Genomic DNA, 12920 nt, shown 5'->3' on the forward strand with positions numbered 1-12920 from the left:
CGATGGCCGATATTTGTCCGATATGCGAAGGCGCTGGGCTGCGGGTGGTGGAGCGCGAGGGCCGGCGGGTTGCCGAGGATTGCGTCTGCCGCGTCCAGGAGCGGGCCGCACGGAGGTTGAAGCGTGCCGCCGTGCCGCGGCGGTACGAGCACTGCACGCTGGAGAGCTACGAGACGGGCTTTCCGTCGTCGCACCGCTCACAGGGCGCGGCGTTGATGCGAGCGCGTAAGTTTGTCGAGAGTTATCCTCTGGAGACGGACGGCACGGGGTTGCTGCTGACGGGATCGATCGGCGTGGGCAAGACGCATCTGGCGACGGGGATCCTGCAGGCGCTGGTGGTCGAGCGCGGCGCTGTGGGTTTGTTCTACGACTACCGCGACCTGCTCAAGCAGGTGCAGAACAGCTACAACGCGCAGGTGCGGGAGACGGAGATGGAGATCCTGCGCCCGGTGTTTGAGGCCGAGGTGCTGGTGCTCGACGAACTGGGTGCCGCCAAGCCAACCGACTGGGTGTGGGACACGGTGGCGCACATCCTGAACACGCGCTACAACGACCGCCGCACGACGATCATTACGACCAACTATGCGAACCTTCCCCCGCTGGCGGCTGGCGGTGGTGAGTCATCCGGCAGGCTGCGCGAGGAGACGCTGGGCGACCGCATTGGTGAGCGCATGAGGTCGAGGTTGCAGGAGATGTGCGTGGTGGTGGAGATGAAGGGCGAGGACTTTCGCCAGAAGGTCAAGCGCGCGAGCTTCGCGTGAGGGCTGCTCGATGGCCCTTTCTTTCGTGCCTTCTCGACACGGCTGTAGCTGTGCCGTGGAGCTATAGAGCGGGCCTTCAGCCCTTCGCGGTACTGAACTGCACGTACCTAGGCCTACGGCCTAGGCTGGTATGGTACGGGCCCTTCGGCCCTTGATAGCTGTCCTCTGACGGCCGTCATCGTCGCTTTATAGAAAACAGGTTTAGTGGTCTTTCTTCAGTTCAACGACGACTACGACGACAGGTTTTTTGCCGACGTTGACATCGGTGTGCGTGGTGCCGGGCGCGTTGACGGGGAGCCAGTAGGCTTTGCCCGCCTCCCAGACGTGGTGTTCGGTGGGGCCGTTCTGCTGGACGACGTCGATGGTTCCTCCCTCGATGGGGATGATGACGCGGCCGTGGTCGTGATGGTGCGGAGGCAGTGGGGTGCCGGGCGCGATGACCGATTTCCACACTTTGACATCGTCGTTCTCGAACTGGGGAAAGCGCTGAGTTACGGTTTGCTGGGCAGCGAGGATGCCGAGCGCGGCGAGAGGCAGGGTAGCGGCGAGGGCAAGGGTCCACGAGCGAAGGGTCATGCGGAGGTCTCCTTCTGGTGTTTACGGTGGGAGAATGATACCGGGAGATACTGATGGCCGAACGAAAAGGTATGCAGATGGAGCGGACGCTGGACCCCGTGACTGGGGAGGGGTGGGCGGAGATGCGCGCTCTGGCGCACAGGATGGTGGATGGGGCCTTCGACCATATCGCGGGGCGAAGGGAGCAGCCGGTGTGGCAGAGGCCTTCGGATGCGGCGAGGGCGGTCATCGCGGGGGAGGCAGTTCCACGAACCGGCGAGGGCGCGGCGGCTGCGTATGAGAGCTTTCTCGGCAATGTTCTGCCGTATGCCATCGGCAATACGCATCCGCGCTTCTGGGGATGGGTGATGGGTGGCGGCGATGGGGTGGGCATGATGGCCGAGATGCTGGCCGCGGCGATGAATCCGAATGTGGGAGGGTTCGATGACTCGGCCACGCTGGTGGAGGAGCAGGTGGTGCGGTGGATGGCGGAGCTGATGGGGATGCCCGCGGGAACGAGCGGCGTGCTGATGAGCGGTGGTACGATGGCGAACCTGATCGGGCTGAATGTGGGCCGGTTTGCCAGGGCCGGGTTTGATGTGCGCGGCGAGGGGATGCGTGGCGGGGCCGAGCTGCGTGTGTACTGCTCGACCGAGACGCATAGCTGGCTGAAGAAGTCGATGGAGCTGATGGGGATGGGACGCGCGAGCCTGTGCGCGGTTGGCGTGGATGCGGGGTTCCGCATGAAGGTGGACGAGCTGAAGGTCGCGATTGCAGCCGACCGCGCGGCGGGGCGGAAACCCCTTTGCATAGTGGCGACGGCGGGTACGGTGAACACAGGCGCGGTGGACGACCTGATGGCGATTGCGGATGTGTGCGAGGCCGAAGGGATGTGGTTCCACGTCGACGGGGCCTTTGGCGCGCCGGCGTACTGGTCGGAGAGGCTGCGGCCGATCGTGCGTGGGATGGAGCGGGCGGATTCGCTGGCCTTCGATCTGCACAAGTGGGGATACATGCCTTACGACATTGGCTGCGTGCTGGTGCGGGATGCGGAGGCGCACAAGGCGGCGTTCGCTTCGGGAGCGAGCTATCTGACGGCGATGGACCGCGGGCCGGTTGCGGGCGGGCTGTTATTTGCCGATCGCAACATCGAGTTGTCGCGCGGCTTCAGGGCGCTGAAGGCGTGGATGACACTGAAGGCGCATGGTGTGGATGCGCTGGTGGCGCTGATCGAGCAGAACGTAGAGCAGGCGCGATATCTCGCGCAGATGGTGGAGCGTTCGGAGGTGCTGGAGCTTGTGGCGGAGGCTCCGCTGAACCTCGTGTGCTTCCGGTATCGCGGCGCGAGCGATGACGAGAACAAGGAGATTCTGATGCGCTTGCAGGAGAGCGGGCTCGCGGTGCCTTCGGGGACCATGATCGGAGGCAGGTTCGCGATTCGGGTGGCGAATACGAACCATCGCACGCGGCGGGATGACTTCGATCTGCTGGTGGAGGCGGTGGAGAGGATTGGTGCGGAGGTTGTGGCGGCGCGGTGGGAGAGTTCTTGAAATGTTAGTCTAGATCATCGTGCTATGTGATTGCGGAGACTTCTCGCAGAAGAGATGCTCGTCGGCGCGGAGCGCAGCGAATCGCCCGTGGGCCGTGCAGATCGTTAGGTGAGGCGATCCAGACGGCCTCCATCTCGGGCTGCTCGAGTAGTTTCTGATAAGACAGCTGGTAGAGTGATTCCGGCAGACCGAGCGCTCGCAGTAGCGAGGTACGCTCCTGATTACGGCTATAGCCCTGCGACGATTTGAACATCCGCTCGCTTGAGGAGCTGTACTTCACCGATCCATCCAGGGCCAACGAACCCTATGGTGAGCTTTTCCTTCAGGGCACACACTCTCTTCAATGGCCGGAGACCAGGTCCTTGCTAACGGCTGTTGCTGGAGGCTTATCCGACAGTTGGTTCCCATCCGTGCTGGTAGTCGCGGCTCCAGAGCTTCATGGCTTCGGCGTCACCGTTGACGTGGCCTGTGGCTGTGTCGATGGCCAGCTCGCGGCCGACAAAGTAGGAGATGTTGGCCAACTGGAGTGCGGTGATGGAGATGTTGATCTCCTGTATCGGAGAGTGCAGCTTCTCGCCTGTGCGGACGGCGGCGATCAGGTTGGCGAAGTGGACGTTGGTCATCTCGTCCTGACTGAGCAGGTCGCTGCTGCTGGCGGCTGACTTGTCGACGTGATACTCGTCGGTCTTATTGCCTTTCCAGTCGTAGACCTCGTAGCCGTCGTGGGCCAGCAGGACGGAGCCCTCGGTACCCTGGATGAGAGCGCCGCGATCGCGGCCGTAGACCTTCATGCCCTGGTCGCTTCTGCCGTCCCAGCAGATCATCTTGTCGGCAAAGCGGAAGCTGACGTTGAGTGTGTCGTAGAACTCCCAATCGTCGTGGAACTGATAGCGGCCACCCATGGCGACGACGCGCTCCGGCATGCCGACGCCAAGAGCCCAGCGGCAGACGTCGGTCTCATGCGTGCCGTTGTTGAGTGCCTCGCCGGTGCCGTAGCGACGGAGCCAGTGCCAGTTGTAGGGATGGATGTTGTCCTTGTAGGCAGAGCGCGGCGCGGGGCCCTGCCATAGCTCCCAGTCCAGTTCCGCGGGAACAGGAACTACTTTGCCGATGCCCATGGTGGGGCGCGTATTCGCGTACCAGGCCTTGGCGAGATAGGCGCGGCCGATAAAGCCGTTGTGAATCTTCTCGATCATCCTGCTCTCATGCGCGGAGGAGCGATGCTGATTGCCGACCTGCACGAGCTTGCCGTACTTTCTTTGCGCTGCGATCAGCAGCTCGCCTTCGCGCGGATTGTGGCTGGAGGGCTTCTCGACGTAGACGTGTTTGCCGGCTTTGAGGGCACGGATCGCCATGGGAGCATGCCAATGGTCTGGCGTGGCGATGGTGACCACGTCCACATCTTTGGCGGCCAAAACTTCGCGGAAGTCTTTCGATGTGGCGGGAGTGTAGCCGAGAGTCTTCGTGGCCTTTGCGGTAAAGCGGGCGAGGTTGCGGCTGTCGACGTCGCAGAGGTGCGTGATATGCGAGCTTGCGGTGTTTGCGTTCAATCCAGCCAGGTGCGCCAGGGCCCGTGAGTTGGTGCCGATGATGGCAAAGTTGATGCGGTCGTTCGCTCCGAGGATGCGGGCGTAGCTCTTTGCGGTAGAGAGCAGCGGGGAGTTTGCCGCGGTTAGGAGCATTCCATTCAAAAAAGTCCTTCTTGAGATCACCGAATCCTCCGGGAGACGAACAGGCGCTTCGACGTAGTGGACGAGCGGGCGTGGCGCCTAGTGTATTGAACTGTACGATGCAACCGCTTGCAATGTCAATGTACGAGGGGTTTTTGGTGCTAAATCGATGCAATCAGGAGCGCGCGGGGCCGGTGGTGCCGCGTGTGACCAGCCAGGTGTCGAGGACGCAGCGAACCTCGCCGCGTCTTCCTGTCTGCAGGGTGCTTAGCAACAGATCGGCGGCCATTCTTCCGGCTTCGTCGCACCGCGCGGAGACGCTTGTGAGCGCGGGATACGTGGAAGCGCCCAAGACGTCGTCGCAGCCGATGACGCTGAAGTCGCGGGGAACGACGATGCCTTTTTGCGCGAGTCCGGCGAGAAGGCCGTGGGCCACGAAGTCATCGAAGGCGATCACGGCTGTAGTGTTTTTCAGGGCGAGGATCTGGCTGGTGATCTCTCTGCCTGCATCGAAGCTGGGGTGTCCGGCAGGAAGGCATTTGAGGCGAAGCTTGTGCTTGGCCGAGGCCTTTTCCACCACCTGCTGCCGCTGCTGATTGGACCATGAGGCCTCCGGGCCACCGATGTACACGATGTTCTTGTGGCCGAGGTGCGCAAGGTGAGAGACGGCAGCTCCGATGCCAACGACGGGGTCGATCAGTACGCGTGGGAGTCCTGACGTATCGCGATTAATAAGGACGACGGTCTGGCGCTGTGCCAACTCCAGGATCTTTTTGTTCTGCATACGCGATGAGGCGAGGATGAACCCTTCGACCTGCATCATGAGCTTGTTGACGAGACGCAGTTCGCGCGCGGGGTCCTCGTCGGAGTCGCCGAGGAAGACGCTGTAGCCTGCGGCGTCGGCTGTTGCCTGTGCGGCGCGCAACAGCGGAGGGAAGAATGGGTTTGCGATATCCGGAACCACAATAGCGACGTTGCCCTGGCGACCCGTGCTGAGCGCACGTGCGGCGGGGTTGGGCTGATAGCCAAGCTGCTCGGCGAGACGACGAACCAGTGTAACGGTCTCTGCCCGCAGCATCTCCGGGCGGCTGAAGGCGCGCGAGACAGTTGCTGTAGAAACTCCCGCCGCCTTCGCCACATCGCTGATGGTCGGAGCGGCAAGAGATTTGTTCGTGGACATAAGTTACAGTCTATGCGCGTCCATGTTCGATTGAAAACGAGATACGAAGCATAGCGCGCGGGTTGTTCCGGCTTCTGAAACTGTTATGAGCCTTGTCACGCCTTACCGTAGTTCTTGTCGATCAGCTGCTGCAGGTAGGTCTTTGAGGCGAGGATGTCGGCGATCTGCTGTGGGCCGGAGATTTCGCGTTCGATGGTGATGGTGCGGGTGTAGTTGACGGCCTTGAACCTGCGGAACAGCTCGGCGAAGTCGACGCGGCCTTTGCCGATTGGTACTTCCTCACCCAGCTGGTGCGGATTGGTGGGGAAGAGCCCGTCCTTCATATGCGTGCCGCGAACGTATTTGCCGAAGACGTCCATGGCGTCGACGGGATTGCCCTTGCCGTAGAGGATGAGGTTCGCCGTATCGAGGTTGACGAAGAAGTTGCCAGTGCCGACGTCGAGGATGGTGCGCAGCAGTGTGATGGGGGTCTCTTCGCCGGTCTCGGCGAGCAGCATGATGCCTTTGGGCTTGCAGTGCTCGGTGATCTCGCGGATTGAGGTGACGGCTGTGGCATAGAGCGGATCGTTGGGATCCTCGGGGATGAAGCCGAGATGCGTGTGGATGGCATCGACGCCGCAGGCGTTGGCGAAGTCGGCGGCGAGCTTGAGCTGCTCGATGCGCTGACGGCGATAGGCAGGCGGCACGATGCCGATGGTTGCAGGGCCGTGGTCGAAGTCGAAGACGCGCCGGCCGGGGTTGTGCTCGCTCAAGGCCGAGACCTGCACATCATACTTTTTCAGCGCTGCGAGCAGAGGCTTCACCTGGGCCATGCTCAATTCGTCGAAGAAGATCTGGCAGGTTGGGATGCCCAGGTCGTGGACGCGCTTGATTGTCTCTTCCGGCGTACCCCCCTTGCCGACTTTTACTACCAGGCCAAGGCGCGGTATGCCGGAGCTGGTTGGAAGCGCCGCGGATGGAAGGGCAGTCCTCGCGAGGGCGGTACCGGCAAGCTGGAGAAAGAGGCGTCGATCCACGATGGCCATGTTGGAGATGTTCTCCTGACGATAGTTGAATTGCGAATGGAGAGAAGCATATCATGCAATCGGTTGCAACGGGCAATGTGAACTGATATTGTTGGGCTCCACACTGTTCCTTGCCCTGGTTCTGCCGCGTGACTGTTTGTATTCCAGACCGACCTCATGGAGGAGAAAAGAATGAATAATCGTGTGCGACGTCGTCAGTTTTTAAAGGCCGCAGGAGCTACGCTGCTTGCAGGTGCGGGAAGCGGGGTTGCAGCTACTGCTGCCGCTTCGGGTCAGACTGCAAGCGGGCAGGTAACGGCGCCTGCTAAGAAGATGCCGCGTATCTTCTCCGGTTGTTGCGCCTATACCTTCCGTCATCTATTTGCGGATGGCTCGCTGACACTGGAGTCCTTCATCGAAAAGGCAGTTGAGCTGCGTCTGGATGGTGTGGACATGACCGTCTATTACATGAAGAGCACTGATCCCGGCTATATTGAGAATCTCCGTTATCTTGGCTACAAGAATGGCGTGGCATTCTCCGGCGTGGCCTGCGGATCGAGCATGGTACAGGCTGATCGTGCCAAGCGCGAACAGGTTCTACAGGAGATCAAGAAGTGGGTCGATGTGACTGCACGCATCCGTGCGCCACATCTCAGAGTCTTTGCGGGCAAGCAGCCGGCGGGGAGCACCATGGCACAGTGCGTCGACTGGGTTGTGGAAGTAATGAAGGCAGCCAGCGACTACTCGGGCAAGAAGGGTATTACGTTGGGTCTTGAAGACCATGTTGGCGTCTCACAGAGCGCTGAGGTGTGCCTGGAGATTATGCATCGCGTCAATTCGCCTTATGCCGGCATCAATATCGACATCTCGCATTTCGCGCCGGAGCCGGGGAAGGACAGCTATTCGCAGATTGCGGCGTGCATGCCGTACGCTACGCACGCACATGTTCGTGCGGGCTTTGACGATAATTCGCCGATCGACCTTGACCGCGTCTGGAAGATCTTTGCCGATGCAGGCTACAAGGGCTTCATGTCTTATGAGGGCGAAGAGAAGAGCATGGCTGGAGTTCCTGCGCAGATCGCAGAAATTGAACGTCTCTGCAAGAAGTATTCGACGGTGTGAGAGTTACTGTGGGGTGTTGGCTTGAGGGTGGGCGCTGATTATGTGCTCGCCCTTGAGCCACACGTCTCGTATGGCGACCTCGTCGGTCCACGCGAAGCGAATGACGTCAGCGCGCGCTCCGATCTCGAGTCTGCCGCGATCAGCGGTGAAGCTGCCGGGAACTGTTGTGGCCATCTCGATGATCTTGGCGAGCGAAAGGCCTGTCATCCGTACGGCGCGGCCGAGGCATTGCACCAGCGGGACTGTTGCGCCAGCCAGTGTCGTGGAGTTGTACATGGAGAGCCGTCCGTCAGCATGCATCTCTACGCGGTCTCCTACCGGCGCGGTGTAGATGCCTGCGGGCATGCCTGCGAGGGCCACGGTGTCCGAGACGAGGAAGGCGCGTCCCTGCCCCTTGGCACGCAGCATCGAACGCAGCGTCTCGGGTGGAAGGTGGTGGCCGTCGGCGATGAACGATGCTGTCAGGCGATCCTCTGCGAGTTGGCTCCATATAGGGTTGGGATGGCGCGGAAGCTGAGGGGCGATTCCGTTTCCCAGGTGAGTGGAGAGGCGTGCACCGGCCTCCACTGCGCACTGAATCTGCTCGTTCGTCGCGTGCGTATGGCCAAGTGAGGCGTGGACACCACGTTGAACTAAACCTTTGATGTACTGTTCCGTTCCCTCAAAGTGAGGGGAGAGAGTAACCATGCCGATGCGTCCATCGCAGGCTTGCTGCCAGCGATCGAATTCTTCGAGTGAAGGTGGCCGTACATGCTCAAGTGGATGCGCACCGCGAAAACCATCCAGAGGAGAGATATGCGGCCCTTCGACGTGGATAAAGGGGATACAGGCTGCAGCACGGTCACTTATGCGAGTGGCCTCCGCAATTGCACAGAGGCCTCGTGTGATCGATTGCTCCGAGGCGGTGATAAGCGTTGGGGCAAAGCTGGTGACACCGGTGGTGAGCAGAAGATCGGCGGCTTCGATGACGATTTCTGCCGTGACATTATCGCTGTTGAAGTCGCGATCGCCATACCCGTTGACCTGCAGGTCGATCAGCCCTGGTGCGATCCAGAGTTCACTTGCCACTGAGCAGCGCTCGATTGCAGCGATCCTTCCATCCTCAACGAAGATGCGCCTGCATTCGCCTGTGGCAGGATCGCTGCCGATGATCTCGCTTGTGTTCACTCTCTTAGAACCCTTATCGCATCAGAGTAGCGCACTGGATTCCTGGTTCAGATAGACGGTGCAGCGTGGATGCATTCGGAGTGCAGTTGCCGGAACCTCGCCGCTGATGGGCGCGGTCATCATGGCTCGAACTGCGGCTGCCTTGTTTGTGCCGGGAACGCAGCAGAATAACTCCTCACCACGCAACAACGTAGGAATGGTAAGTGTGATGGCCTGAAGCGGCACGTCGGCGAATGTGGCGAAGCAATCGTCGTCTACCTGCTGCTGGCGGCAGACCTCATCGAGCGAAACGACCTTGACAGTCAGTGGATCCTGAAGGTCTGCAGGAGGATCGTTGAAGGCGAGGTGCGCGTTAGCTCCAATACCCAGCAGGACGAAGTCGATATCCTTGCTTGCGAGGAGATCGGTATAGTGCTTGCAAGCGCTCTCAGGATCCCAGCCCGGGTCGATCAGGTGATAGGCAGCCAAAGGAACGCAATCGAAGAACTCCCTGCGCAGCCAGTTTCCGAAGCGCTGCGGAGCGTCGTCGGCAAGGCCGACGTACTCGTCCATGTGGAAGGCGGTGACGCGGCTCCAGTCGATGCCGGGCTCCTGTTGGAGTGCAGTGAGCATCTCACTCTGGCTTGGAGCCGCAGCGAAGATGATATGCAGATGCTGCTTAGTCGCAAGCTTTGCGCGAATGGCTTTGGCAATATCTGTGGCGGCCTGTTGTCCCAGCTGCCTGCGGCTATCGGCGATATGAAGACTCAACGGTACGGTGTTATTCATGTGCTTTCGGAAGATAAAAGTTATGGTGCGTTCGCTGGTATATCGGAGTCGAGGGCGTTGAGAAGATCCATGGAGGCCGGGTTATGCCAGGGTGCGAGAAGGCCGATGGAAGTATAAGCGACGAAGGCTGCGAGTAGAGGAAGGCCAACGGTGATGACATTGAGGTAGCGTGCGTTCTGCAAGAGCCAGGGCTGCACAAAGGGGAGCTTCAGTGCTCCGAATGTAAGCGCTCCGGCGAGACAGGAGCCCATGGCCGCGGAAGGCCCACTTCGGCGAAAGGGAATCAATAAGCCAAGCAGCATAGGCAGAGCGATCGGCCCCAGTAGCGCGCCGTACCATAGGATCACCATTCCGATGACACCGCCGAAGTTCGAGGCGAAGAGCGCCAGAATCATGCTGATGATGAGGAAGGCAAAAGTGGCGATGCGGCCCATCAGCAGCTGCCGCGTGTCCGATAGAGGCTTGCCGCGTCGCAAGGCAGGTAGAATATCGCGAACGATGACGGCCGAGATTGCATTGGCGTCCGAGGAGGTCATTGCCATGGTATGCGCGAACAGACCCGCCAACACAAGACCGATCAGCCCCGAGGGCAGCAGAGTCTTCGTCAGCATGGCATAGGACTCGGATGGGTCACTGAGATGCGGAAAGATGATTGGCGCTGCCCACATCGGAATAAACAAAATGAGCGGCCACACTAGGTAGAGCAAGGCGGATAACAGTGAGGAGCGTCGTGCCTGCTCAGGGGTTGCGGAGGCAAGAAATCGTTGCGCGAGACTCCAGCCACCGCCGTTGTACGACAGTAGATTGACGAAGAAGTAGGTGCAGGCGAACAGCACAGTATAGTCGCCGTGAAAAGGCTTCAGGTGATCGGGTGGCAGCTGGCGCCACATCGTCCACAGTGCGCTGACGCCGCCGAGCCGCGCGAGTACGGCAATAAGCATGGAGAAGCCGGCGATGAGTTGAATCACAAACTGGCTAAGATCGGTGAGAGCGTCCGCCCAGAGCCCGCCCATCACAGAGTAGAAGGCTGTTACGCCACCGGTCAGCAGCACTCCCCAGACTAGGGGCACGTCGGCGAAGGCGTGCAGCAGGATCGCTGAGGCGCTCCACTTTGCAGCGACATCAAAGATCTTGAGGAAGGCCCCGCTCCATCCCAGAAGTTGCTGCGTGGGCAGGTCGTAGCGGATCTTCAGATACTCCAGCGGTGAGATGACATGGAACTTCTGGCGCATGCGCACCCAGCGACCGGGAAAGATTGGCATGCCGCACAGCAGGGCCAGGCCGATCGAGCCTGCCCACCAGAAGTACACCGTGATGCCCGAAGTGTAAGCCAGCGCGGCATAGCCGACGAAGACCGCAGAACTATAACCGGACATGTGATGCGAGATGCCTGAGAGCCACCATGGCATAGCACCGCCTGCGGTGAAGAAGTCGCTGGCGTTCTTCACGCGCTTGCGAGCCCAGTAGCCCACAACCATCATTAGAAGGAAGTAGGCTCCAAGTACCAGCCAGGCTAGAAGCCCCATGAGCAGACTCTCGGAGAAAGCATGGAGGCATTATTCCATGCAAGCGATTGCATTGCAAATTGCACTTTCTGATTCTTTGCCAGGGAAAGGAGTTTGAGCTAGACCTCGTATGACTTATCTCTTATGGCTTATGTGCTGGCTTCTGGATACACGCTCGTCAACAGTGGACCAAGAAAGAGCTTGCTCGTCCCAACAACAGAATTCCATCCCCGATATCCCGCAAACGCCGGTTGACATTTTTCTCCGGACAGAAGTGAAGTAGACAAATCAGCTTCTGAGGCATTTCGGCAGGCAGAACACTCAGATCGTGCTCGCCTCCCACGAATCATCAGATTCGGAGGAAGATTTTATTGCGCCACATCCAGTACAGCACGAGCCAGTAAATGGCTAGGACGACGGTCCCGGACAATAGAGTTTCGTACGCATGGCCGAAGATAGTAAACACAGCACTGCCGAAATTAATGTAGATATTTCTTGTCAGAAAGTCATCACACAGGCTTGCCATCAGATATGCCGCGATTGAGTTGGTTCCAATGACGACCAGTGGAAATGCCATTCGCCTATTCCCTCTCAGGTCGATCAGCCATGAAAATGAAACGATAAACAGAAAGCAGATACCACCGCTGAGTAGAACCCAACTCGGGGTCCATATTCGCTTCACTATGGGGCAGATACCAGTGAAGTGGAGAAGGAGGCCGCCAATCGTCAGTCCTGCCGCAAAAAGCAGGAATTTCTGGATCGGAACTCGCGGTGCGTCCTTTCGTAATATTTGACCGGCAAACAGCCCCAGGAGCATGGTTCCGAGCGTGGGAATAAAGCTGAGTGTGGCATAGCCTCCACGGTTGTACCGGAACGGAGAAGCGCGAGGAAACAGGTTCAGAAACCAGACATCGAAAGCTGTGCCAAGATTCGTGTTTTTGTTCCAATGCGCTGCCAAACCGGAATAGTTATAGTGCCAGTCTGGTGGAACACCAAGAGATGTGAGGTCAAGCGCGGTGGGCGGTGCAGGATACAAGGCCCATAGCAACCAGTAGAAAGATAGGAGCGCTCCGAAACAGATCCATTGCCGGGATGGCTTCAGAAAACTGATCAGAAACGCGAAGGTGTACCCGAGGCCGATCTGCGTCAGAGTGTCTTCAAAGGTGAAATTGGTCTGGGTGCTATGCGTGGAACGTAAAAGGATCCCGAGCACAACCAGTACTAAAGAGCGTCGCAGGGTGTGTCGCAACATAGAACCAAAGGCCTGCCCCTTTTTGATGCGACTTTGAATGGAATAGGGAAGCGCCACGCCAACCAGGAACGTAAATGATGGTTGGATCATGTCGTGAAGGCTGAGTCCGGCCCATGGCACATGAGTCTGGTTGTACGCGAGGATTCGCCAGGAAAGACTCTGCGGTACGGCATCGTGAACAGCCTTGAGGTGTAGAACCTCTGCCAGTAGCAGCAACATAACAAAGCCGCGGTAGGCATCCACTGCAATATTGCGTCCCGCGAACGCCGCCATTCCGTTTTTGCCGGGCGGAGCGACTGCGACGGGGTTGGCGCACGATGTTTTCAGCGCCGGTAGAGAACTGTCATGCATGCTTTGCACCTCGAAACGATGGGTATAGAAACAAA

General features: G+C 59.4%; 11 protein-coding genes. 3 read left to right on the forward strand and 8 right to left on the reverse strand.

Going from position 1 to position 12920, the window contains the following annotated elements; translation table 11 throughout:
• The first annotated feature begins 2 nt into the window (after positions 1 to 2).
• The gene (locus JSS95_12870; GenBank protein ID MBS1800705.1) at positions 3 to 761 is read left to right on the forward strand and encodes an ATP-binding protein; all 759 of its coding nucleotides are present in this window, start codon (positions 3 to 5) and stop codon (positions 759 to 761) included.
• 201 nt (positions 762 to 962) lie between these two features.
• Here the strand turns inward: JSS95_12870 and JSS95_12875 are convergent, their stop codons facing one another.
• Positions 963 to 1337, reverse strand: a complete 375-nt coding sequence (locus tag JSS95_12875; protein MBS1800706.1) for a hypothetical protein — start codon at positions 1335 to 1337, stop codon at positions 963 to 965.
• A 53-nt stretch (positions 1338 to 1390) separates the two neighbouring features.
• Between JSS95_12875 and JSS95_12880 the strand changes: the two genes are divergently transcribed.
• On the forward strand, positions 1391 to 2866 hold the full coding sequence (locus JSS95_12880; GenBank protein ID MBS1800707.1) for an aminotransferase class V-fold PLP-dependent enzyme: 1476 nt from the start codon (positions 1391 to 1393) through the stop codon (positions 2864 to 2866).
• A gap of 386 nt (positions 2867 to 3252) precedes the next feature.
• Here the strand turns inward: JSS95_12880 and JSS95_12885 are convergent, their stop codons facing one another.
• From JSS95_12885 to JSS95_12895, 3 genes are all read right to left on the reverse strand, one after another.
• Entirely contained in the window at positions 3253 to 4578 is a 1326-nt protein-coding gene (locus JSS95_12885) for a Gfo/Idh/MocA family oxidoreductase (GenBank protein ID MBS1800708.1), read from the reverse strand.
• A 133-nt stretch (positions 4579 to 4711) separates the two neighbouring features.
• Positions 4712 to 5716: a LacI family DNA-binding transcriptional regulator gene (locus JSS95_12890; protein ID MBS1800709.1), complete on the reverse strand. Its 1005-nt coding sequence runs from the start codon at positions 5714 to 5716 to the stop codon at positions 4712 to 4714.
• A gap of 95 nt (positions 5717 to 5811) precedes the next feature.
• On the reverse strand, positions 5812 to 6741 hold the full coding sequence (locus JSS95_12895) for a TIM barrel protein (GenBank protein ID MBS1800710.1): 930 nt from the start codon (positions 6739 to 6741) through the stop codon (positions 5812 to 5814).
• Positions 6742 to 6912: 171 nt separating this feature from the next.
• Between JSS95_12895 and JSS95_12900 the strand changes: the two genes are divergently transcribed.
• Positions 6913 to 7842, forward strand: a complete 930-nt coding sequence (locus tag JSS95_12900; GenBank protein MBS1800711.1) for a sugar phosphate isomerase/epimerase — start codon at positions 6913 to 6915, stop codon at positions 7840 to 7842.
• A 3-nt stretch (positions 7843 to 7845) separates the two neighbouring features.
• On the opposite strand, the gene JSS95_12905 is transcribed toward JSS95_12900, so the two are convergent.
• The 4 genes from JSS95_12905 to JSS95_12920 form a co-directional block, all read right to left on the reverse strand.
• The gene (locus tag JSS95_12905; GenBank protein ID MBS1800712.1) at positions 7846 to 9009 is read right to left on the reverse strand and encodes an amidohydrolase family protein; all 1164 of its coding nucleotides are present in this window, start codon (positions 9007 to 9009) and stop codon (positions 7846 to 7848) included.
• Between the two features lie 21 nt (positions 9010 to 9030).
• Complete coding sequence (locus JSS95_12910; GenBank protein MBS1800713.1) at positions 9031 to 9777, reverse strand: glucosamine-6-phosphate deaminase; 747 nt, start codon at positions 9775 to 9777, stop codon at positions 9031 to 9033.
• A gap of 20 nt (positions 9778 to 9797) precedes the next feature.
• Positions 9798 to 11303, reverse strand: a complete 1506-nt coding sequence (locus JSS95_12915) for a Na+:solute symporter (protein ID MBS1800714.1) — start codon at positions 11301 to 11303, stop codon at positions 9798 to 9800.
• A gap of 328 nt (positions 11304 to 11631) precedes the next feature.
• Positions 11632 to 12807: a DUF5009 domain-containing protein gene (locus JSS95_12920; protein ID MBS1800715.1), complete on the reverse strand. Its 1176-nt coding sequence runs from the start codon at positions 12805 to 12807 to the stop codon at positions 11632 to 11634.
• Positions 12808 to 12920: the final 113 nt, after the last annotated feature.

It is taken from the genome of Acidobacteriota bacterium (assembly GCA_018268895.1).
Lineage (GTDB): Bacteria > Acidobacteriota > Terriglobia > Terriglobales > Acidobacteriaceae > Edaphobacter.